Source organism: Sphingobacteruim zhuxiongii (assembly GCF_009557615.1).
Lineage (GTDB): Bacteria > Bacteroidota > Bacteroidia > Sphingobacteriales > Sphingobacteriaceae > Sphingobacterium > Sphingobacterium zhuxiongii.
The window spans coordinates 2,000,869-2,021,085 of sequence record NZ_CP045652.1 but is presented as its reverse complement, the minus strand read 5'-3'; the positions used below and the strand labels follow the sequence as shown (position 1 = coordinate 2,021,085).

Genomic DNA, 20,217 nt, shown 5'->3' with positions numbered 1-20,217 from the left:
ATTGATATAATTCTGTACTAATTCTACTGTAAATATATAAAAATAGTCTTGGCCCCAAAAGGAACCAAGACTAACACAGCATTGACGAAATTATATTGTTATTGCACTGACTATTTTATTCTAAAACTTATGCCCACTAATGTAGAGAGCGTACCATCGAGATTTCTTCCGCCATCTTCCCCGTCGAACCCGTCGCCATGGAGCGTCCCACGAATATCAAATTGCAAATCAACCGTATTATTGACACGGAATACATGAAGAAATCCTAGTCCAGGAGTTATACGTACCGCTTTCTGATGATTTAATCCCATAATCAGTCCAACACTAGCATAAGGAACTAAGCTATAAACCCGGTTGGGATTATCACCAACTAAGTCATTGCTCCAATTGACAAGGAAGTCAGCATTAATATTGAGGTAATTAAATGTTTGGTGTTTTAAGGATTGACTAGGATCGTAGACTAATCCGTTAGAAAGTTTACTATCCTGTGTAACCCCTTTGAATTCGACACCTCCAACACTTAAACGTCCGCCGAAGCTGTTGTTGAACCACTTTCCTCCGAATACTTCAAATTTAGGTGTAAACCGCTTTCCTAAACTTAATTGACGATCGTGATCACCAAAATAGATCACTGGACCAACATGGATACCATAAAACCAATGGTGTTCAATATATCCACGTTGGATTAAACTGGACTTCCGCAATACTCTTGGCGGATTGTCATCAGGCTCCTTCCCTAGCAGTTCATTTTGAAACGGAATCGACGCGAGTAAGAATAGGAATAAATATTTCATACGATATGAATAGCTCTATTGATTGTAGCAGCTTATGCTAACTACAGGGTATCAAATTGTCTTGATGATCTTCGTATTAATGAAGCATCAGGATATTTACTATTACGAACAAATTAAAAACAAAAGCTTATAAGATACTGCTATTATATATTTAAATGTCAATTATATTTCTTCACATGCAATATTAACAATATAACATTAGACTAAACAATATTAATGAGAAGTGATTTTAACTTGTAGAATATATTTGACAACCAACAAAACAAAATACCACATCCTCCCGATGAACTTAGCGCAAATAAAAAAAGGCAGCTTAAAAAGCTGCCTTTTGCAATGAATTATCTTGTTTTATGACTTTTTGCGAAACCGATCAAAAAAGCCTTTATTTTTCTTGTTATCATAACCATATCCGTATCCATAGCCATAACCATAGCCGTAACCATAACTTCTTGGATCTTGCTTGATACCGTTTAAGACAATAGCCATATTCTTCAATTTATTATTGGTATAGATCTTCTCAATCGCCGGTAACTGACGACGATCGATTGTACCTGCACGAATAACGAATATTGTCATATCAGCTACACGGTTAGAAATATACGCATCCGCAATAATTTCTACCGGTACACTATCCACTACTAAGTAATCATATCGCCCTTTTAGGGTATCAATAAGTTCATCTAGTCGTTTCGTTAACAATAGCTCCACAGGATTCGGAGCGGGTACTCCAATTGGAACCAAATCGACTTCAAATCCATCTGTCAAGGTGGTCTTGTAAATGATATCGTCGATAGGTAGCGTAGAGTTCGCTAAGAAATGCGTTACCCCTTTCGTTACCGGAAGATCAAACTTCGAACTTAAAGTCCCTTTACGAATATCTAAGTCAACGACAGCAACACGTTTATTCAAGAAAGATAAAGTAGCTGCTAAGTTCAATGCCGAAAATGTCTTACCAGCGCCAATGCGAACAGAAGAAAACATAATCACCTTGGAGTCGGCAACATCAGGGTTCATAAAGCTGATGTTTGTCCTTAATATTCGGAATGATTCAGTAATAGGATCACGACCGTGTTCTTGAACCTTTACATCAGAACTTGATCTCTTATTCACCGCCAATGGGATTTCAGCAAGGAAAGGTACAGAAACGGTATTTTCAATATCTCCACGACTTCTAACCTTATTATCGAAAGTCAGCATTAATAATAAGATAACAGTTGGCAACAAAAGGCCAATTCCCATCCCTACGCCGACTTTACGGACTTTACTAGGGGCAATTGGGCTATTTCCTCCAGTTGCAGGATCAATAATCTTAATGTTATTCTCTGTCATCGCTTGATTCAAGGCGTTCTCCTCGCGTTTGTTTAGCAAGAAGAGATATAACTCCTCTTTTACTTTTTGCTGGCGTTCAACGGATAACATAACGCGCTCTTTGCTTGGCGTCTGCATCACTTTACCCGTCAATTTTCTATATTCGCGATCAATATTATTACGCTTGATAGATAAACCCTGTACTGTATTGTCAATTGCTCTATTGATATTAGAACGCATTGAACCTAAGGTACGGTTCAACTCTTGTACAACAGGGTTTTCAGAACTACTACCCTCTTCCAATCTGTTCTTACGCAATAATGCTGCATTGTACTCAGCGATTTGCGATTCAACATTACCATCGACTAAGCCAGTATTGTTTGGGATTAACTCCTTACTACTTTCACCAGCACGAAGATGATCTCTCATCATTTCGGCTAATTTAATCTCCGTTTCTACTGTATTTTTATCTGCTTGTGATTGACGGCTCTCCGAAAGATACATCTGTCCGGAAGTTTCTACATCAACGCCTTGATTGCTTGTCTTTAAACGCTCGATATCACTTTCGACAGCACCTAACTCTACTTCAATAATTGCCAATCGCTCACGGATAAATCTCGATGTATTCTCTGCAATTTCACTCTTATCTTCGATAGTGGTTGCATTATAAACTTCAATCATGTTGGTAATAACATCTGCAGCACGTTGCGCAGAATTATCCTCCATCGCAATCATCAATAAGGAGGCATCATCTTCCATTTGGGTAATCTTCAAGTTCCCCAAGAAATGACCAACCATCGATTCCACATTATTCTTCGTTACGACAATCTGCTCACCAAAGTAATACTTACTGTAGTTTTCACTCTTTGCCACGCTTATTTTACCAATTGGCGTCTGCGTCAGCTTATTGAAAGTCGTCACGATTTTCACGCCCCCATCCCCTTTCGAAAAGTTACTTAACTCTACTTGGTTATCATCTTTGGGTGTAACGGTCAAGTAGAAGTACTCAGCCGCTTTTTTATTTTCAAAGGTTACACGGACTGGCGCATCTTTATAAAGCTCAATCGTTCTTAAGCCCTGCTTATCGGAATAACTCACGTCAGCTCCTGTAATAGCAACCACCTGTCTCATGAGTTCTTTCGATTTCAGCTGTAGAATTTCACTCGCCACATTGACTGTATTATAATACATTGATGATCTTGTCACACGACTTGAAGTAGGCGTATTCTCCGGAGTTTTGATCATCACCGTCTCATACTGGCTGTAGATAAACGGCGATTTACTGTATTGATAATAAAAATATGCCGTAAAGATTAGAATGGATAACAAATACCACTTCCAGTAATGGAGTAAGTATTGAATGATATCAAAAATATTGATAAACTTATTATCTGGCTTTGCAGGCATATCAGTCGATGATAATTTGCTCATTATATCCTACTTTAAGAAATTCAAGGCTGTAAATACTACGGTCACTACCGACATACCAATCGTCAGTAATCTCCAGTTCATATCATCTTTTGGAGTTGGCACATTATCTTTTGGCTCAACGAAGACAATATCATTTTGTTGAAGCTGATATACTGGTGACGCGAACACATCTTGGGACGTTAAATCTACAACTGTTTTTCTGCGAATGCCATTATCCTCACGAATAACAACTACATTTTGTGCAGAGCCGTTTGTACTTAGACCACCAGCACGGGAGATAGCTTCCAAAAGATTAATACGATTATCTGGAACATCCAGCACGCCAATATTTTTAACCTCTCCAATAACATTAATCTTCAAGTTGGTTAATTCAACCTTAATGATTGGTTCATTGATATATTTAGCGCTCACTAATTTGTCACGCAGCAAGTTTTTTACGTCGTTGACTGACTTGCCTTCGACTGGAATTGTTCCAAGGATTGGGAATTCAATATTTCCGTCTAAATCGACTAGATAACCATTTTTTAAATGATTACTCACCGGTTTTGTGACCACTTCCCCGTTGGCACCAATATCAAAAGCTTCCACATTTTCATTAAATGGGGCCGCGAGCTCTGGATTTTTTGCACTCACAAAAATACTTAGTCGATCGTTCTTTTGAATCAGTAAGGGCTTGAAGTCATTAATCATGTAGTTTGTGTCCGCTCTCATGTCATCGACATAAACAATACGCTGACCAACTTTACAGGCATTCAAGAACAAAAAACTAATTCCAAGCAATAAGTAAACACTAAACTTCATATGTCTTTAAAGATTAAATTTTTCTATTTGATGTTTTCATAGCACAGTTCGGCAGCATCTTGATCAGGTAAACAATCTAAATGTCCAACATGTACAGAGTTAATAATGTTTTCCAACAGATTTATCATTGTTGAAAATATTTCTTTATTCCACCTCAAGGCAGTAAAACTTGGTAGCAATTCCATTAAAGCTTCCTTTCCTTTTTTACTGACAAATCGATTATAAGGTGCTTGTTGTAAACGAACTAAACTCATTAGCTTTGCTTTTTTATTCACATAGCAATGTGTCTTTCCACTCCATGGTGTCCCATAGATATAAACGGTCTCTTCATCCACTATTCGAATCGCTGGATTATCATCATTCAATAGACTAAATCCAGGGATATATTTAACCCATAGTCGACTGTGCGTACTCTTACCTGTACCACTCTTTCCTAAAAAAGCCACAGCCTGTGCATCCTTGATAACAACTGAAGCATGAATTAATGCCGTATCGTAACGTAAAGACGCCTGTCCAAATGCAACCATAATTAGCCAGCTTAAGGCAGTTGAGCCTTCCAGTTTTTTTCGATCAAAATAGATTCTGGAATTCATAAATGTTTTATCACTTTCCATGATCCAGACAGTATCATCGGCGCGGACTAACTCATCAACTACAGTCACATAGGAATTTTCAGATTCCATAAACTTAAAGTTATCCCCCCAAACGATGGAAATATCACTTAAAAGCTTGTAATCATCTTCTTTAATGACAAAGTCGTCTTCGATAAATTCAAATCGGATGACCGTTATATCAAACGGAAATTCTTCCACGTAGAAATTCTCAAAATTTGGAAGCACAGCCATTAAAGGCAAATAATCCTGTGAAGATAATTCTAATCCGATATCAGCTATGACAAATCTTGTTCTTTGCATTCCTTAATTTAATTAATAGTGTGTGCAGTTTGGGATAAATCTCCTTACTGCATATAAATTACTTGTTCACAACGCTCGGCTAACGCTAAGTCGTGTGTGACATAGATGACTATTTTATCCTTTCCCGCAATCATCAAACGATTCAATAGTTCTTTCGTTGTCGCAGAATCTAAAGCGGAGGTTACCTCATCAAACAGCCATATCTTACAATCACGCGATAAGGCTCTCGCCAATGATATTCGCTGTGCCTGACCTTCGGATAGACCATAACCTGATTCTCCAATATAAGTATCTAAGCCGTCCGGTAGATCGTAGACAAACTCAGAACAACTGAGGTAAATAAGCTCTTTCAATTGATCTTCTGAAATATGCTCATTCACAAGTAGATTTTCTCGAATCGTCCCGGTAAATAGCTTGTCCCCTTGCGGCACATAGGCAATATTTACGCGATGCTTATTCGATAGATGTGATTTCTCACCATGATGATGAATCCAAATAGATCCTTCATCTGCATTAACCAGCGATAGAATCAGTCTTATAAGTGTTGTTTTACCTTTTCCACTAGATCCAATGATCGCCACAGGTTTTCCTGCCTCAACCTGCATATTAAAGTTGCTGATAATCCGATTATCCTCATATCGAAAGGAAAGATTTTCCATCGAAAGTGCATCTACCGAATCTAAGAACGCAGGTTCTTCTTGCTGCTCTTCTTCAGTTGACATCAAATCATCAATACGGTCAACAGAAGTTCCAAACTTGATAAACAGCGGTACAAAACTCATTAATCCCAATACGGGTCCCTGTATTCTTCCCACAAGTTGTAAAAACGCGGTCATCATACCGAATGTAATTTCATTATCCAACAATTTATAGGTTCCCCAAACAAATGTAAATAGGAAACCAAAATTCACTGATGCTTTTAAAAGCGTCTGAGAAATTGTCGAAAAGTTCAATAAATCGGTTTTTAAAATATAGATGCTTTGTTGGCTATCTTCTACTTTCTTCCATCGATTGGCTTGTAATCCAAGTGCACGAATCGATAATCGAAAGCGCAAGTTCTCTTGTACAATTTGTGCAAAATAGCTTTCCGCCTTTTTTAGTTTCGCATTTAGGCCTCTCAATTTTCTAAAATAAATTTTAGAAAAAATTAATAATGGAGAGATCGCTAATATAATAAATGCTAACATAGGATCCATCGACCAAAGCAGAAAAAACGATGCTAATAGTCGAAATAAAGTAAGTACAAACCCAATAATTGAGCTCCCTACCATTTGAACAACCTCATTGCTATCTGCATTAATTCGAAGTTGTATATCTCCAGAATGCCACTTCTTTACGAAATTCCAAGTTGACAGCATTTGTTTCTTTATCAATCGATTTTGTAGAGAGATAAGCATGTCCATTCTTGTTTTTTCATTCAACCAAGTGGACCAGCTCTTCAATGCCATACTGATTAAGACAGCTGATACCGCAATAATCAAGATGGTTTTAACCGTATCTCTATTTCCAGCGATTGCAAGATCGATCGCTTGTTTTGATAATAGTATAAAATACAGCGATAATGATATTGACGCTAATTCAAGTATAAAATATAAGAACAATCGACTTTTAAAGCCGTCGATTAGCTTCCATGTCCACTTTAGCTGATATTTCGATCTTGCAAGCATGCAACTAGTGGCTAAAGCGTGATATAAAATGCATTACAGGGAAAGAAATCGCTTCTTTCGGTGCTACTTTAAAATATTTAGTAAGATTCGAAAATATACGGCTACCACTATCCACCCGATGTCCCACTTCATTCTCTTTATTGGCATAACTTTCATGGAAAAAACCAAAATTGCCAGCCTCCAGGATATCACTTAGCATCCATTTATATTCGACTTGACGGTTTAACGGAAAGGGAAGAACATCTTCTGATAACCCAAAATGGTCAACCAAAATGATATGTAGCAAATTCACCCACTTCACAATCCCAATCGCCTTATACAAGGAATAAAGAGATGCTTTATCGTATTTTGAATACAAAGCGAAATAGGCCCTCGCAGAATCACACAATTGACGAATACCGATCCCGAAGGATAGCAGATGTTTTAAGATATGTAAATTAACTTGAAGCAATGTCGCTATTGGTGACGGTATTAGGGTTTCAATATTATTTAGATAGATTGCACTTTTCTTTTTATTCTCGTTCTTTTCAAAACGATTGATATAGCCTTTCATAAAGGGGTTGTGAATATCGAACATCTTTTGATGATGCTCTACTTCGCAATTATCCCACATATAGTTTTCACTATAGCCTGCTGACCTATTAACGTCAATTCCTTTCTCTTCGACTACCTTCCGTGCTTTGTCGTATACAGCCTTACTTTCAAAACACCAATCAATGTCTCCACATATTCTGCGCAATGGATTTGGATATAAGTTTGATAGCCCCTGCCCTTTTAACAAGATTGGGGAGATTTCATGACTATTAAAAAAATGAACCTGCTCATTGATCACCTTATCCATCCATTTATTTCGCTGTTCGATTTTTTCGATTCTGACCGCCCAAGGTACGAGCAAGTCCCTACCCGGGAGTAAACTTAAGTCAAGCCGTTGCAGACCATCAAAGATGACCCCCTCCACAGTATGGTTCACGGAAAGATCATATAATTTTTGCCATTCTGCCCTAGACAATGGAAAATAGTCGAGTCGTTGCAAAGAACGATCCCATAAACCGCTTCGCAATAATTCAAAAAAAGCACTCAAAACTCTGTTTTCGTTCATTCTGAGAATTCTACTCTACTATTAAACCGCCTTTTTTAAGGTCTTTAATTAGTTGGGTTGCATCTTGCATTGCAACTTCATAGGTACAGTCAAAAGTTTCTAATAATAGTTCTACAATGGTATCGGAAGTAAATTCCTTTCCCTCGAGTTCTTTCCACAAGAAAACCGCAGTCTCATTAAGTGTAAAAACTTTGGAGAGGTCAACCATTTCTTGACCTGGGTCAACAATGATATAATCTCCACCGATATGTCTTAGCTTTAAATCTTCTCTTAATCTCATTTAGTCATTTTACTACATTAGAAAATCGGTCTTTATTAAATTTACCTGACTCTCTAAAAATTATTCCTAACCTAATAACGGAACATTTATCTATTACGATTCTCGCTATATCGGCAGCAACAAAATACTTCGAGCGACAAAATTACCTATACCTTGTAATTCGATAAAATCTGATTATATATTTGTAAACTTTTATCTACCATATTATCTAAAGTGAAATTTGCTTGATATCTAGTCAAACTTCCTTCGCGCAATTGCTCATAAAACGCAGGATTTTCCAGCATTTTCTTAATCGCCTGTGCAATTGCTTCTGTATTTTCGATCGGAACTGTCAACCCGGACACGTTATTTTCGTTCACCCAACTCACCCCTGATGTAGGAATTTCCGTTGACACGATCGGCTTGCCACTGGCCATCGACTCGAGCTGAACAATACCGAATGCTTCGGTCTTCATGATTGAACTCATACAAAACAAATCGGAAGCAGCAAAGTAATCAGGCACTTCTTCATCGCTCAAGAAACCCAAGAGTTTTACCTTGTCACCTAACTTTCTATCTTGGATTAATTGGTTCAATTCATCATGCAAAGGTCCCTTCCCTCCAATTAGTATAATACTAGAATCGTCTAATTGTTCTGCAGATTTGATTAAATATTCAAAACCCTTGTATTCAACTAAACGTCCAAGGGAAAATATGATCCTTTTTCCATGATATTTTTCTCGAATGCGTAGGGCGTTATCCATATCTGCCGCTAATGGCGATATACCAATTGGAATATAATCAATTTTACTTTGATATTCTTTAAGAAATGGCGATTGCTGTACATAAACAGGAGTTGTACCGACAATAATATTTGCCCTACGGATAAGCCATTCTTGCAATGGCTTATACAACTTGAGTAAATTCTTTTGCTTGAGGATATCGCTATGCCAATGTAATACTACCGGTCCCTTATATCCAGAAAGGTAAAGCGCTAAAGCCGCCATCGGATCAGGATGATGAACATGAATGATATCGTAGTTCTTCGCAATCTTCCTTAACGTCCTGATCATCTTCGGCGCTAACTTAGTCGCTGCTAGATTAATTTGCGTCGGAATAACCATGAGTGTCGCATAGTCATTTAATGCGATGGTACCTCCAGGATGATCTTCTGTCGTCGCACAAAGCATATCACAGGTAATGCCACGTCCAGAAAGGCCAAGCATTAAATCATACATTACCTTTTCTACACCTCCACGAATAGGATAAAATTTACCTAATTGAAGTATTTTCATTCATCTAATTAATTAGCATTCATTAATTTATCAAACAATTGCCCCCAGTTTTCAACCATGGGTTCATAATAATTGATTTTCGGACTCGGATTTAAGCACGCTTTATTTCCTTCAATTAAAGCCTCCATTAGCATCGCTAATTGATTGGCATCTTCTGGATTGAAGTATGCTGTTTGCTGTGCTCCTGCTGCTGTTTCATGCGCGTAGGGTAAGTCAGCAAGGAGCATTGGTTTATCGTACTGCTTAAATTCAGAAATCGGCAATCCCCAAGACTCTACCTTCGATGGAAATATTAAGCATTGACTCTCGGAGTATAACTCTTCAAGCTGTTGACGAGTTACAAAACCCAAGAACTTGATATTTTCTAAATGTCCCCAATTCTCATATATCCATCTTGCGTATTTATTTTCCGTACCCTTCAGGGTCAGGACGACTTGAAAGTCTACTATTTTCTTATTGACTAGAATTTCAGCGGCTTTACATATAATCTCAAAATTCTTATGACTGTTTGGCGAACCTGCAAAAATAAATTGATATCGTGCATTGCTTTGTTCGGTTGCGACCACACTGTTAGTTGTGTTCTCAACCAAAGGCGGATAAACAATAATCTTATGCTTATCAATCGAGAACATCGTACTCAATCCTTTCCTAAACCACTCTTGTTGTACGACTAAAAAATTATTCTTGCGAATATTGGTTTGGTAGATAAATTTTGTAAAAATCGCAAACATTGCAATTTTAGGGGCAAATAGAAGATCACGCACGCTCCATTTATAAAACGAGAATGAATTATGGCAATATACAGCTCGACGATCCGCATAAACGGAAGGAGTTGTGTCGTGTAATGAAAACCAAAGCGTTACATGACCAATTTCTTTGGAAATAGATTTCAACGAAACATACTCATACCAAAGTCTGTTAATCCATCTTTTCTTTGGCCACTGATTCTCGATGTACTCAATATTTGGAAAATCCGCTAGCGACTGATTATGTACAATGGCCACGACGCGTAGGTTTTGCTCTACTGCATTCTTCGATAAAAATGACAAGCAATCGCGAAGAATTGCTAAAGTTCCTGCTTCTACGAGGTTAACTGCAGAAATAACAATCGTTTTCCTCATATTATTTCTTTACACTATTAAATAAGGTTAACCATTTCTTCATCACTTCAGCTTCTGAAAATCGAGCGGACATCTCCTTGGCATCCAGCCCCATCTTCCTACGTAATTCCTCATCCTTCAATACCTGCACTAGACGACTTGCAAACAGCTCCTTATCACCCTCCGGAACAAGAAATCCATTGACGCCATCGGTAATAATATCCTTCGGTCCACATTTACATGTATACGAAACCATAGGAAGACCACATACCTGCCCCTCAAGCAATGCCATGGGCAGGCCTTCGTATCGAGAGCTCATCACAACGCATGCACTCTTCAAATATTCAGACGCAATATCCTTTACAGGCGATCTCAAAAACACAGTATCTTGCAGTTTCAGCTCTTGAATCAAGGTTTGAAGTTCCCCTTCTAGAGGTCCTCTTCCGAAGATATCTAATTTATATTCTGGAACTTGTTGATGTACTGCTTTCCAGATCTGAATTAAATCATCGAAGCCTTTCTGAAAATCATAGCGACCAACGGCTATAACGCGCTTATCATTTAATTCGGCGGTAGATTGCGGTTCAAAACTATTGGCATTAGGGATAACCTCGATATTATATTGATCCCCCCAATATCCTTTATCCTCTTCGGTCAAAACTACAAATCGGTCATATTTAACGACAATGTTTTGATCTCGACCATTTAAATAACTGTCAACAAGCCCCATAATTCCCTTCCGACCATATTGAAGTCTCTTATATCGGGAAAAATGTATCTCTAAAACTTTGGCGCTACCATCATTTATTTTAGGAAGCATCGCTGCTTCATAGTCGAACATAGAAATCGTAATATCGGGACGTATCTGAAACAACGCGTCGCGCAAGGCTAATGTATGTTTCTTTTTCAATCGACGATAATCAAAAAACTTCTTTAGAAACTTTTGATCAACATAGTCCGTATAATTAATTCCTAAATCGACCTGCTTAACTCGAGGATCTAAAGGGAAATAATTAGGTCGCGATTTCTGGTCGCTTGTGATAATCGTAATCTCATGCCCTTGACTGACCAAATAATTCGCTTTATTCGTCAATACACGTTCCATTCCTCCTGAATTAAACGTACCTAGGATACAATAAACTATCTTCATTCTTCTTCCACCTCCCCATCTTCTGCTTTATCATAATACCGTTCATACAGGTAGGGACTTCCAATAGCTAGGAAGATTGCATAAACCAAGAATATATCCGTTGATACCTTTAACCAGTTTATTAATGCGAGGACAAATAACAGTAAAAACAAATGCCTGTAAATCTTAAATTTATTCCAAAGGGCGACAGATAAATACAAGAAGAAGAATATAAAAACGCTAAGTCCGATAAGTCCACAGTAAAATACAAATCGACAGTAACCAATATCGGTTCCTACAGCCCACCAGTTCGAAAATGTTGCCTTTCCTATAATCCATGTTTGCCAATCGCCTGCTTCCGGCCATATCCACATGACAGTATTTAATCGGTCAGTTGAATCGGTACGGAATTCCCCCTTTTCTACCCAATTGAAAAAGCCTTCAAAACCAAACCTTAGTAAATCATATATTGCTGCATTGGTTTGATAGAAGTAAACACCAACAAATGCGATAAATAGTATTGAGACGATGATCACTTTCCACATCTTTACGTTATAATTTTCTACCTGTTGTTTAATAATGTTGGCAGAAAAAAACAAATACGCTGCAGATATACCGAAGCCAATAACAGTAGTTCTTGAAATCATATTTCCAATCCCCACTAAAATGAGGTAAGCAAAGGAATAAAAGTAAATTTCTCTAGGATTATTTTTGATATGAGGGTTGTTGATCAACAATATTGTGATCATAATTAATACTGCAGAAAATCGAACACCAGCTACATCAAGTGCAGCCCCAATACCATATAAGCGATCAACTTCATTCAGAAAAACGGTAATTCCCATATCGAAATAGCGATCAACAAACATTTTGACAGCAGGAACAAAATCAATAACAAGCGCTAAAACACATTGTGTTACACAGACAACTATGAAATAGTTGACGACAATTCGAATTGAGAGCTTATTATGAAGCGTACTGATTGCTGTAATTACTGTATAAGCTGCTCCCAACCAAACCCACATGGAGCTTATATAATTTGCGTACGCATAATCATCCGTATGATTTAAATCGACAGAATAAAGCCCAACAATAGAGAATACTAAGGCTATTAGACTGGAGAACAAAATCTCTTTCGAAATGATTGTTTTCCTCATCTTTATCATGTGATAAAGCATTAGAGGCAAGCCAATCACCGCAAGCATAATCTTTGTATTTAATCCCTTTGGTAGAAATGTAAATTCAAAAGGAAAGTAGAAAAAGCTAACGAGTATTCCAACGAAGATGAACAGTATTATTCTCATAATTTATTCCTACTTATTTATAAATAAGGCCATAAACAACTTTAATGACGAAATAGTAATACAACTTGATAAGCCAAAACTGTCGTTTTAAAGCAGCCTTCTGAATAAACCGTGTTCTAAAATTGAACGACGGGTTCTTTTCAATGTAAGCGTTTGATTCTGGATAAAAAGATAACCAGCGTTCGTATGAACTTTGATCGGCCGATATTAAAAAGGGCAATTTGGTATTCAGCTTAAAATAGTGAATATAGTCATCCAGTTGACTGGCATATCGATTCTCCAAAAACTTAATGACCCGATCCACATTGTATTTTATATCATCCAAATGCTTTGGACTAGGTTTTTTCGTAAACGCTTCAGAATTCAGCTGTACATAATGATATAGTGCCTCGGGCAGATAACTAACGCGCTTTGCTACTGCAAATAATTGAATCATGGTCATATCCTCTCCCATACCGTATCCATCGGGGAAAGTAATATCGTGTGCTAGGTAGAGATCTCGTTTTACTAACTTGTTCCAAACATTGTATTTCAATCTTCCACTGAGCGTTTGCTCCAGAATATAAAGTGGATCATTACTTGTTTGCATAGCTTGCTGTGACATATAGCGCTCATTATCTTTAAACGTCAAATAATAATCACACCATACTATATCGGCATTTTGTGCATTTGCGTTATTAAACAACAGCTCTAGCGCATTTGTTTCAACCCAGTCATCTCCATCACAATGGAAAACAAACTCTCCTTTTGCAATTTTTAAACCTGTATTTCTAGCTGAGGGAAGCCCTTTATTTACTTCGTGACGAACGATTTGTACCTGTTCCTTTCGGCTAGGGTAGCTCTCCAAGAGATTTGCGACAATCGACGCACTATTATCTGGAGAACAATCATCTATGAAGATCAACTCGACGTTTTCCAAGGTTTGCTCAAACAATTGTCGCGCACATCGCTCCACAAATGGAGCAACATTGTACATAGGAACAATTACTGATACAGAAACTCCCACGCTTAGATAATTACTTAGTATTTGACAAAATAGAAACGTCCGATTGAACCATCTCTCCTACCAATGCTTTCAGATCGTACTTAGGCATCCATTGTAATTGAACATTGGCCTTGGTAGGATCACCAATTAATAGGTCGACCTCTGTTGGACGGTAGTATTGTGGGTCTACCTTCACAACCGTCTTGCCAATTTCCACTTGATATGCTGGGTTTGAACAAGAGACAACTTCCGCAGTTTCTTCGGCATCTGTTCCATGAAAAGCTAACTCAATATCCAATTCAAGGAATGCCATCTTTATAAAGTCGCGAACAGACGTTGTTTTACCTGTTGCAATAACATAATCCTCTGCGACATCTTGCTGTAAGATTCGCCACATAGCTTCCACATAGTCTTTTGCATGTCCCCAATCACGTTGTGCATTTAGATTTCCTAAATACAAACAGTCTTGCTTTCCTAAGGCAATTGCCGCTGTTGCCATAGTAATCTTTCTTGTTACGAACGTTTCACCACGACGCGGAGACTCATGATTAAAAAGGATACCATTACATGCATACATATTATAAGCTTCACGATAATTCTTCGTTATCCAAAAGCCATAAATTTTCGCAACACCGTAAGGCGATCTAGGATAAAATGGCGTTGTTTCCTTCTGAGGTACCTCTTGCACCAATCCGTATAGCTCGGAAGTCGACGCTTGATAGATACGTGTTTTCTTTTCTAAACCTAGGATTCGAACAGCCTCAAGTATACGTAGTGTACCAATACCATCAACATTTGCTACATATTCTGGAGAATCAAAAGAGACCTTTACATGGGACATCGCGCCCAAATTGTAGATTTCATCTGGTTGTACTTCTTGAATAATACGGATAATGTTTGTTGAGTCTGTCAAATCACCGTAATGCAACTTAAATCTAACATGTTGCTCATGTTGATCAATATATAAATGGTCAATACGTTGGGTATTGAACGATGACGCTCTACGCTTGATCCCGTGAACCATATATCCTTTTTCAAGCAGCAATTCTGCCAAATATGAACCATCCTGACCTGTGACACCTGTGATTAAAGCTGTTTTCATTTCTTCGATTAAATATTGTTAGTGTTTTTTTGTTTAATATAACTTATTCAATTCGCAATAATCACGATTAGTATTGATATAAGTTATGGTTAATTCATTATTTCCTTAAAAACCTGAGAAGACTATAGTAAGTTCCAGGAAAGATTGCTCGGAAATATCCAGCAAACAAAACTGGAACATAACGATACGGAAAACATCTTTTTTGAAATAATAATGTATTGCTTAAGTTGTAGCCTAAAGGAGATTTTAAGTATTTAAACCGCTCCTTAATTGACATATTTTGAAAGATAACACCTGAACCTTGATAATGATCATTCTCACAAACTCCAACATAGTTCTTCAATACAAATACTGGAAAACCATGTTTATGAGCCAAATAAGAATAATCATGATCGCCGCCACTATGCACATACTCGTCACAGAAAACCCCTTCAGATTCAACGACATTAGTAGATACATAGGTAATATTTCCATGAGCAGCTTCGCAATCTTGAAACTCACCATTCGGGATCACAAACTCACTTTTCAAAGTCCATTTACTTGTAAATTTAAATCCTCCATAACTGAGTCCATTTCGCTCCTTATTATAAGTTGACCCGACATAAACTCCACCCTTTCCAAATTTCTCTTTTGCATATTGATCTGCTCCAACAAGTTCTTCCCATAAGTTCGGCAGTAAAATACTATCATTGTTAAGCCAAAGATACCCATCGAAGCCTCCCTCTTTGATTGCTTGCCTCCAAGAGTTGTTCATTCCACCGTTCCAAAACAATTGCCCATTACCGGGTAAGATCTCGATATTTTTATCGGGATACCTAGACTTTATTATTTCACTAGTACCATCATTGCTACCATCGTCTGTCAGAAAAAGTTTGAATTCAAAATCCGAGAATGGAAGCGTTGCTTGATACAACGTATCCAAACATTTTTGTGTTTTTTCAATCCTATTAAAAACAGTTAGTAATACTGCAACTTTCATTTATTATCGATAATTAATTTGAGAAATATTGTTGTTCAAAAAACGTTTGCGATTATTGCTGGAGTAGATTACGTATCTCAGAAATTGATAATCGTCGATTTAAATCTACGTAAGCAACATGGTGGTGACTTTGCCTCTTTTCTTTCGGAGGTGGTGTCATATAATCACCATACATTTGAGTCAACAATTTATCATATTCACCTGGTAACTTAACTTTTATACCTTCGAAATCTCCATTAACGTCTTTGCTAAGCCACTCTTTCGGACAAAATTCCTTTAGTCCCCACATCCCCCCGTAATTGCCGACAAAATTGCTCGAGGATAAATTGTTTTTCAATAGTATATGTTCTATTTTTTGCCAAATTCCAATTCGAGATTCTTTCTTATTGAAGGCATATCTAGCCTCGTTGAGCGCTGTTCTCAGTTGAAACTTTATCAAATGATTAAAAAAATCATTGAAATTATCCTTTTTCGTTTTTGCTATTGCCCGTAATTTATTTGCATTCAATTTGAACTCCTGATAATCACGCTCTAGGAATTCTTTATTCGAATCAGCACCATCTAATGGAAAAATATCTATGTTGACTCCAAATACGCAAGGAATATTCAAATGTTCCAAAACCGTTGTCCGATTATTTGAAAACTTAGCAAATGGTAGGTAATAGTGGTCAAAAGTCTTTGGATCTACTAACTCAAATCCTTCTGGACAATCTACTTTCATTAAATCAATGAATTTGTTGTAATCATCTCTAGGCATGAGTACGTCAATATCGTCGTCCCAGGGAATCATTCCGTTATGTCTTACAACTCCAATTGCGGTACCTCCACAACAAAAATATTGAAGATCATACTTTTCACAAATGGAAATGAACACGCGAAATACATCCAGAATAATCTCTTTGTATTCATTAGACAGCTTACCTTCCGACATATTGTCCATATTAGTACTTCTTATTTAAAATTATAACCACCTGAGACTTCTACTACACTACCGTTAACAAACGAGTTAGATAAACAAAAATTCACTGCACTAACGATTTCTTCAATCGTAGCAAATCTCCCCGCAGCAGTTTTGCTATAAATGCTCTCACGAATTTCTGCAGATTTTCCTTCTTGCCATTCTGTTTCTACAAATCCAGGAGCAACTACGTTGACCGTTGTTCCTAATCCATCAAATTCCTTCACTAAATTTATCGCTAAAGCGTGTACGGCAGCTTTCGCTACCCCATACGCAACACTGACTGCGTGCGGATAAATTGCCATCATCGATCCTATAAACACTATTTGGGAAGAACTACTTAATAAAGGAAATAGTTCCCGAATAATCGTATTATGTGAAAACAGAGAAACTTGCATTACCTGCTCAAATTCCTCGTCAGATTGATCGGTATAAGGCTTTCTATTCGTATGACCTGCATTACAAATTAGCACATCAATCTTGGAATACACTTCTTTAATTTGTTGGCAAAAGGAATAAACATCATTCTTACACGAATGATTCACCTTCATTATCGATAGCCGCTTATGCATATCGCCTACTTGGCTTCTTATTTCTTCGGCAGCAGCGGTATCGGTAGAATAAGTGATAATTACAAAGAATCCTTTTCTCAGCAATTCCATTGTTACCCCTCTGCCTATTCCCTTCGTTCCACCAGTGACGATCGCAATTTTGCCTTGATTATCCATTTAATAAAACTACTTTAGTTTTGCTTATATACTTCTCAATTATTCTAGATATAAGAATCGATTCATCAGGATTAAGCTTAAATGACTTTATCCTAGACATGTCAATCATCGAAATAAATTCCTGAATTTCGTATCGTAATCCATCTCCAAAGTATGGGTAAAAGAATTTACGATTAAGGTTTTGATCTTCGAAGCGTAACTCAAAATACTCTGTTTTCCACCATGGGGCAGGTACATAGACATATCCCTTTGTACCAGAAATTACTAGGTTACCTTCAGTTTTTACGCCAAGTCCTAATGTAATAGTGGCAATTGCAGCATCATATTTAAAAATTGCCTTTGTGTAGATATCGACTTCATTATCAATTCTCGAGTAAAACTCAACATCGTTTATCTTCATACCAAGAATCTTAATGATTGCCATTATTGGTAACGGCGCCAATTCAGTAAAAGATCCGCCAGCTTGGAATGAATCAAACTCCCGTAAAGATCTTTCTTGTAATTTTGAAAGCGAAGCTTGCACATCTACGACTTGCCCTATCACACCACTCTTAATCATATTATTGAGGTGAATGAAGGCTGGGCAAAAAGCAGTTTTACTTGCTTCTAAAAACACTAAATTCCGTTCCGAAGCAATGGCATACAATTCTCTACTTTCTGCTTCTGAAAGAACGAGTGGAATTTCACAAAGCACGTGCTTATTCGCCAATAGAACCTGCTTTGCGTATTCATAATGAGATAAATGCGGACTTGCAATATACACACAGTCGACATTTTGCAAAAACCCATTAAAGTCGGAGGAATAATGATCGATATTAAATTTATTCGCGAAAGCTATTGCTTCTGACTCGTCTGGATTATAGACAGCACTAACGCTTACAGAACTAACAAATTCAGATTCTGGCACAAATCGTTGTGCTATCCGACCAGATCCGATTACACCAATTTTATAAGTGTTCTGTGACTCTGCACGGAGCTGAGTAGAAGAAATACCCTCCGTGCGAGGCAAATATATTACTTTACAATACTCATTTAAATAGTCAAATTTCCCCTCCCAATCCGAGCCAATTGCAAATATGTCAACACCATAACGTTGGATATCGTCGATCTTCTGACCAATATAGTCCTCAATTACAATTTCATCTGCCAATCCCGTATTTTTCACTGCTTCAATTCGTTGTAGAACACTATGTCTAACATTTAATTTACCACGATCCAAATCGAAATTATCTGACGTAACCCCAACAATAAGATAGTCACCAAGTGCTTTTGCTTTTTCTAGCAAATTCAAATGTCCTTGATGAAATAAATCATAGGTACCGTACGTTATCACTTTTCTCATAATAATCTAGGATATAATTAAAGGCCCGTTAATCGCTTTTTCTTCCATGTCGAAAGTATCTATACAGGATCTTAAGTCGTTTTGACAAAGGAAGTCGATCATGTTCTTCCATTTTCCTATTAAAAAAATCAAAATAAAGTTTTGAGGAATAATAAGGTGATTTCCGATAATACTCCCACCAAATATCAAAATTAGGACAAAGGTTACTCCAAGGCTTCGGTCCGTTATAATGGACTATACCTTTGTCTATCATCAATGATAAGTCTTCTTGTGGATAAATAGTTTGAACGACATTATTTGCTAGTAATTTAAATGCGCCTACGGTACTGCAAAATGTTACTGGCAATAGTTTAATCTTTCCTCGACAGACAATATTTATTACATCTTGATCTTGAAATAAATATTTGTTTTTAGCCTCTTCTTTAAATTTATCGACAATGTCGTCAGATAACATTAATGCGGAATTTATAATCAAATTACCCGAAAGGATATAATTGAATGGATCTAGGCCCATGTTCCTACGATCTGACGCAACTTTCTCATCGAGACATGCTGGAGATACAACCCCCGCAATATAATAATTGGTCATATCGGTATTCAAGAATATATCAGTCAAATCATCTTGAAATATCACATCCACGTCATGATACATTATTTTATCATATTGCGGCAATAACCTAGGAATGAGCAATCTATAATATGCAGCAATCGTAATACCTCGAATTTCAAAAGCATCCTTAAATTCGTCGCCTACATTTATAAAATCAAGTGAAAAATTTGAAAACTTTTCGAATAAAGGCTCGAAATAATTCGTTTTGGGAAATTTAGCATCTTGATCATGCAGTACATAAATCTCATAAAAAGTATCCGGATTGGAATTCAATAATAAAGAATTTATAGCTATAGCTGCACCCAGAACTAGATTATCATCAAAGCAAAAAACAACTGGAATTTTATTCATTTTCTCGATACTTGATAATAACAGTTTTATCTTAATTAATATTTTTCGGTTAAACTTTTTG

General features: G+C 37.2%; 18 protein-coding genes. All 18 read right to left on the bottom strand.

Features of this window, described 5'->3' with window-relative positions; genetic code table 11:
* Positions 1-110: 110 nt before the first annotated feature.
* The 18 genes from GFH32_RS08675 to GFH32_RS08590 all read right to left on the bottom strand — a co-directional run bounded on the left by GFH32_RS08675 (position 111) and on the right by GFH32_RS08590 (position 20,156).
* Complete coding sequence (locus tag GFH32_RS08675; RefSeq protein ID WP_153511207.1) at positions 111-794, bottom strand: hypothetical protein; 684 nt, start codon at positions 792-794, stop codon at positions 111-113.
* Between the two features lie 348 nt (positions 795-1,142).
* A complete protein-coding gene (locus GFH32_RS08670) occupies positions 1,143-3,533 on the bottom strand; it encodes a GumC family protein (RefSeq protein WP_153511205.1) in 2,391 nt (796 codons plus the stop codon).
* Positions 3,534-3,539: 6 nt separating this feature from the next.
* The gene (locus tag GFH32_RS08665; RefSeq protein WP_153511203.1) at positions 3,540-4,334 is read right to left on the bottom strand and encodes a polysaccharide biosynthesis/export family protein; all 795 of its coding nucleotides are present in this window, start codon (positions 4,332-4,334) and stop codon (positions 3,540-3,542) included.
* 23 nt (positions 4,335-4,357) lie between these two features.
* Complete coding sequence (locus GFH32_RS08660; RefSeq protein WP_153511201.1) at positions 4,358-5,248, bottom strand: hypothetical protein; 891 nt, start codon at positions 5,246-5,248, stop codon at positions 4,358-4,360.
* Between the two features lie 44 nt (positions 5,249-5,292).
* The gene (locus GFH32_RS08655; protein ID WP_153511199.1) at positions 5,293-6,915 is read right to left on the bottom strand and encodes an ABC transporter ATP-binding protein; all 1,623 of its coding nucleotides are present in this window, start codon (positions 6,913-6,915) and stop codon (positions 5,293-5,295) included.
* Between the two features lie 4 nt (positions 6,916-6,919).
* Positions 6,920-8,014, bottom strand: a complete 1,095-nt coding sequence (locus GFH32_RS08650; protein ID WP_153511197.1) for a nucleotidyltransferase family protein — start codon at positions 8,012-8,014, stop codon at positions 6,920-6,922.
* A 10-nt stretch (positions 8,015-8,024) separates the two neighbouring features.
* Positions 8,025-8,294 carry a PqqD family protein gene (locus tag GFH32_RS08645; protein WP_153511195.1) on the bottom strand — a complete coding sequence of 90 codons (270 nt, stop codon included), beginning with the start codon at positions 8,292-8,294 and terminating at the stop codon, positions 8,025-8,027.
* A gap of 146 nt (positions 8,295-8,440) precedes the next feature.
* A complete protein-coding gene (locus GFH32_RS08640; protein WP_153511193.1) occupies positions 8,441-9,568 on the bottom strand; it encodes a glycosyltransferase in 1,128 nt (375 codons plus the stop codon).
* Between the two features lie 8 nt (positions 9,569-9,576).
* Positions 9,577-10,689: a glycosyltransferase family 4 protein gene (locus tag GFH32_RS08635; protein WP_153511190.1), complete on the bottom strand. Its 1,113-nt coding sequence runs from the start codon at positions 10,687-10,689 to the stop codon at positions 9,577-9,579.
* Position 10,690: 1 nt separating this feature from the next.
* Positions 10,691-11,818, bottom strand: coding sequence for a glycosyltransferase family 4 protein (locus GFH32_RS08630; protein WP_153511188.1), 1,128 nt, complete (start codon positions 11,816-11,818; stop codon positions 10,691-10,693).
* The gene (locus GFH32_RS08625; protein ID WP_153511186.1) at positions 11,815-13,101 is read right to left on the bottom strand and encodes a hypothetical protein; all 1,287 of its coding nucleotides are present in this window, start codon (positions 13,099-13,101) and stop codon (positions 11,815-11,817) included. The genes GFH32_RS08630 and GFH32_RS08625 overlap by 4 nt, the downstream gene beginning before the upstream one ends.
* 13 nt (positions 13,102-13,114) lie before the next feature.
* A complete protein-coding gene (locus GFH32_RS08620; RefSeq protein ID WP_153511184.1) occupies positions 13,115-14,107 on the bottom strand; it encodes a glycosyltransferase family 2 protein in 993 nt (330 codons plus the stop codon).
* Between the two features lie 10 nt (positions 14,108-14,117).
* Positions 14,118-15,188 (bottom strand): GDP-mannose 4,6-dehydratase, encoded by a 1,071-nt coding sequence (gene gmd / locus GFH32_RS08615; RefSeq protein ID WP_153511172.1) that lies wholly within the window; start codon positions 15,186-15,188, stop codon positions 14,118-14,120.
* Positions 15,189-15,285: 97 nt separating this feature from the next.
* Positions 15,286-16,167 (bottom strand): glycosyltransferase family 2 protein, encoded by an 882-nt coding sequence (locus GFH32_RS08610; protein ID WP_153511170.1) that lies wholly within the window; start codon positions 16,165-16,167, stop codon positions 15,286-15,288.
* Positions 16,168-16,219: 52 nt separating this feature from the next.
* Positions 16,220-17,107 (bottom strand): LicD family protein, encoded by an 888-nt coding sequence (locus tag GFH32_RS08605; protein WP_153511168.1) that lies wholly within the window; start codon positions 17,105-17,107, stop codon positions 16,220-16,222.
* A gap of 11 nt (positions 17,108-17,118) precedes the next feature.
* Positions 17,119-17,853, bottom strand: coding sequence for an SDR family NAD(P)-dependent oxidoreductase (locus tag GFH32_RS08600; RefSeq protein WP_153511166.1), 735 nt, complete (start codon positions 17,851-17,853; stop codon positions 17,119-17,121).
* Positions 17,846-19,195, bottom strand: a complete 1,350-nt coding sequence (locus GFH32_RS08595) for a Gfo/Idh/MocA family oxidoreductase (protein ID WP_153511164.1) — start codon at positions 19,193-19,195, stop codon at positions 17,846-17,848. Before GFH32_RS08595 ends, GFH32_RS08600 begins: the two co-directional genes overlap by 8 nt.
* A 28-nt stretch (positions 19,196-19,223) precedes the next feature.
* On the bottom strand, positions 19,224-20,156 hold the full coding sequence (locus GFH32_RS08590; protein WP_153511162.1) for a glycosyltransferase family 8 protein: 933 nt from the start codon (positions 20,154-20,156) through the stop codon (positions 19,224-19,226).
* Positions 20,157-20,217 lie beyond the last annotated feature (61 nt).

Bases quoted from the DNA above. Each gene is read 5' to 3' on its own strand.
- GFH32_RS08590 (WP_153511162.1), bottom strand. From the start codon at position 20,156: ATGAATAAAATTCCAGTTGTTTTTTGCTTTGATGATAATCTAGTTCTG.
- GFH32_RS08675 (WP_153511207.1), bottom strand. From the start codon at position 794: ATGAAATATTTATTCCTATTCTTACTCGCGTCGATTCCGTTTCAAAAT.
- GFH32_RS08600 (WP_153511166.1), bottom strand. From the start codon at position 17,853: ATGGATAATCAAGGCAAAATTGCGATCGTCACTGGTGGAACGAAGGGA.
- GFH32_RS08645 (WP_153511195.1), bottom strand. From the start codon at position 8,294: ATGAGATTAAGAGAAGATTTAAAGCTAAGACATATCGGTGGAGATTAT.
- GFH32_RS08595 (WP_153511164.1), bottom strand. From the start codon at position 19,195: ATGAGAAAAGTGATAACGTACGGTACCTATGATTTATTTCATCAAGGA.
- GFH32_RS08670 (WP_153511205.1), bottom strand. From the start codon at position 3,533: ATGAGCAAATTATCATCGACTGATATGCCTGCAAAGCCAGATAATAAG.
- GFH32_RS08635 (WP_153511190.1), bottom strand. From the start codon at position 10,689: ATGAGGAAAACGATTGTTATTTCTGCAGTTAACCTCGTAGAAGCAGGA.
- GFH32_RS08625 (WP_153511186.1), bottom strand. From the start codon at position 13,101: ATGAGAATAATACTGTTCATCTTCGTTGGAATACTCGTTAGCTTTTTC.
- GFH32_RS08650 (WP_153511197.1), bottom strand. From the start codon at position 8,014: ATGAACGAAAACAGAGTTTTGAGTGCTTTTTTTGAATTATTGCGAAGC.
- GFH32_RS08630 (WP_153511188.1), bottom strand. From the start codon at position 11,818: ATGAAGATAGTTTATTGTATCCTAGGTACGTTTAATTCAGGAGGAATG.
- GFH32_RS08655 (WP_153511199.1), bottom strand. From the start codon at position 6,915: ATGCTTGCAAGATCGAAATATCAGCTAAAGTGGACATGGAAGCTAATC.
- GFH32_RS08665 (WP_153511203.1), bottom strand. From the start codon at position 4,334: ATGAAGTTTAGTGTTTACTTATTGCTTGGAATTAGTTTTTTGTTCTTG.
- GFH32_RS08605 (WP_153511168.1), bottom strand. From the start codon at position 17,107: ATGGACAATATGTCGGAAGGTAAGCTGTCTAATGAATACAAAGAGATT.
- gmd (WP_153511172.1), bottom strand. From the start codon at position 15,188: ATGAAAACAGCTTTAATCACAGGTGTCACAGGTCAGGATGGTTCATAT.
- GFH32_RS08660 (WP_153511201.1), bottom strand. From the start codon at position 5,248: ATGCAAAGAACAAGATTTGTCATAGCTGATATCGGATTAGAATTATCT.
- GFH32_RS08640 (WP_153511193.1), bottom strand. From the start codon at position 9,568: ATGAAAATACTTCAATTAGGTAAATTTTATCCTATTCGTGGAGGTGTA.
- GFH32_RS08610 (WP_153511170.1), bottom strand. From the start codon at position 16,167: ATGAAAGTTGCAGTATTACTAACTGTTTTTAATAGGATTGAAAAAACA.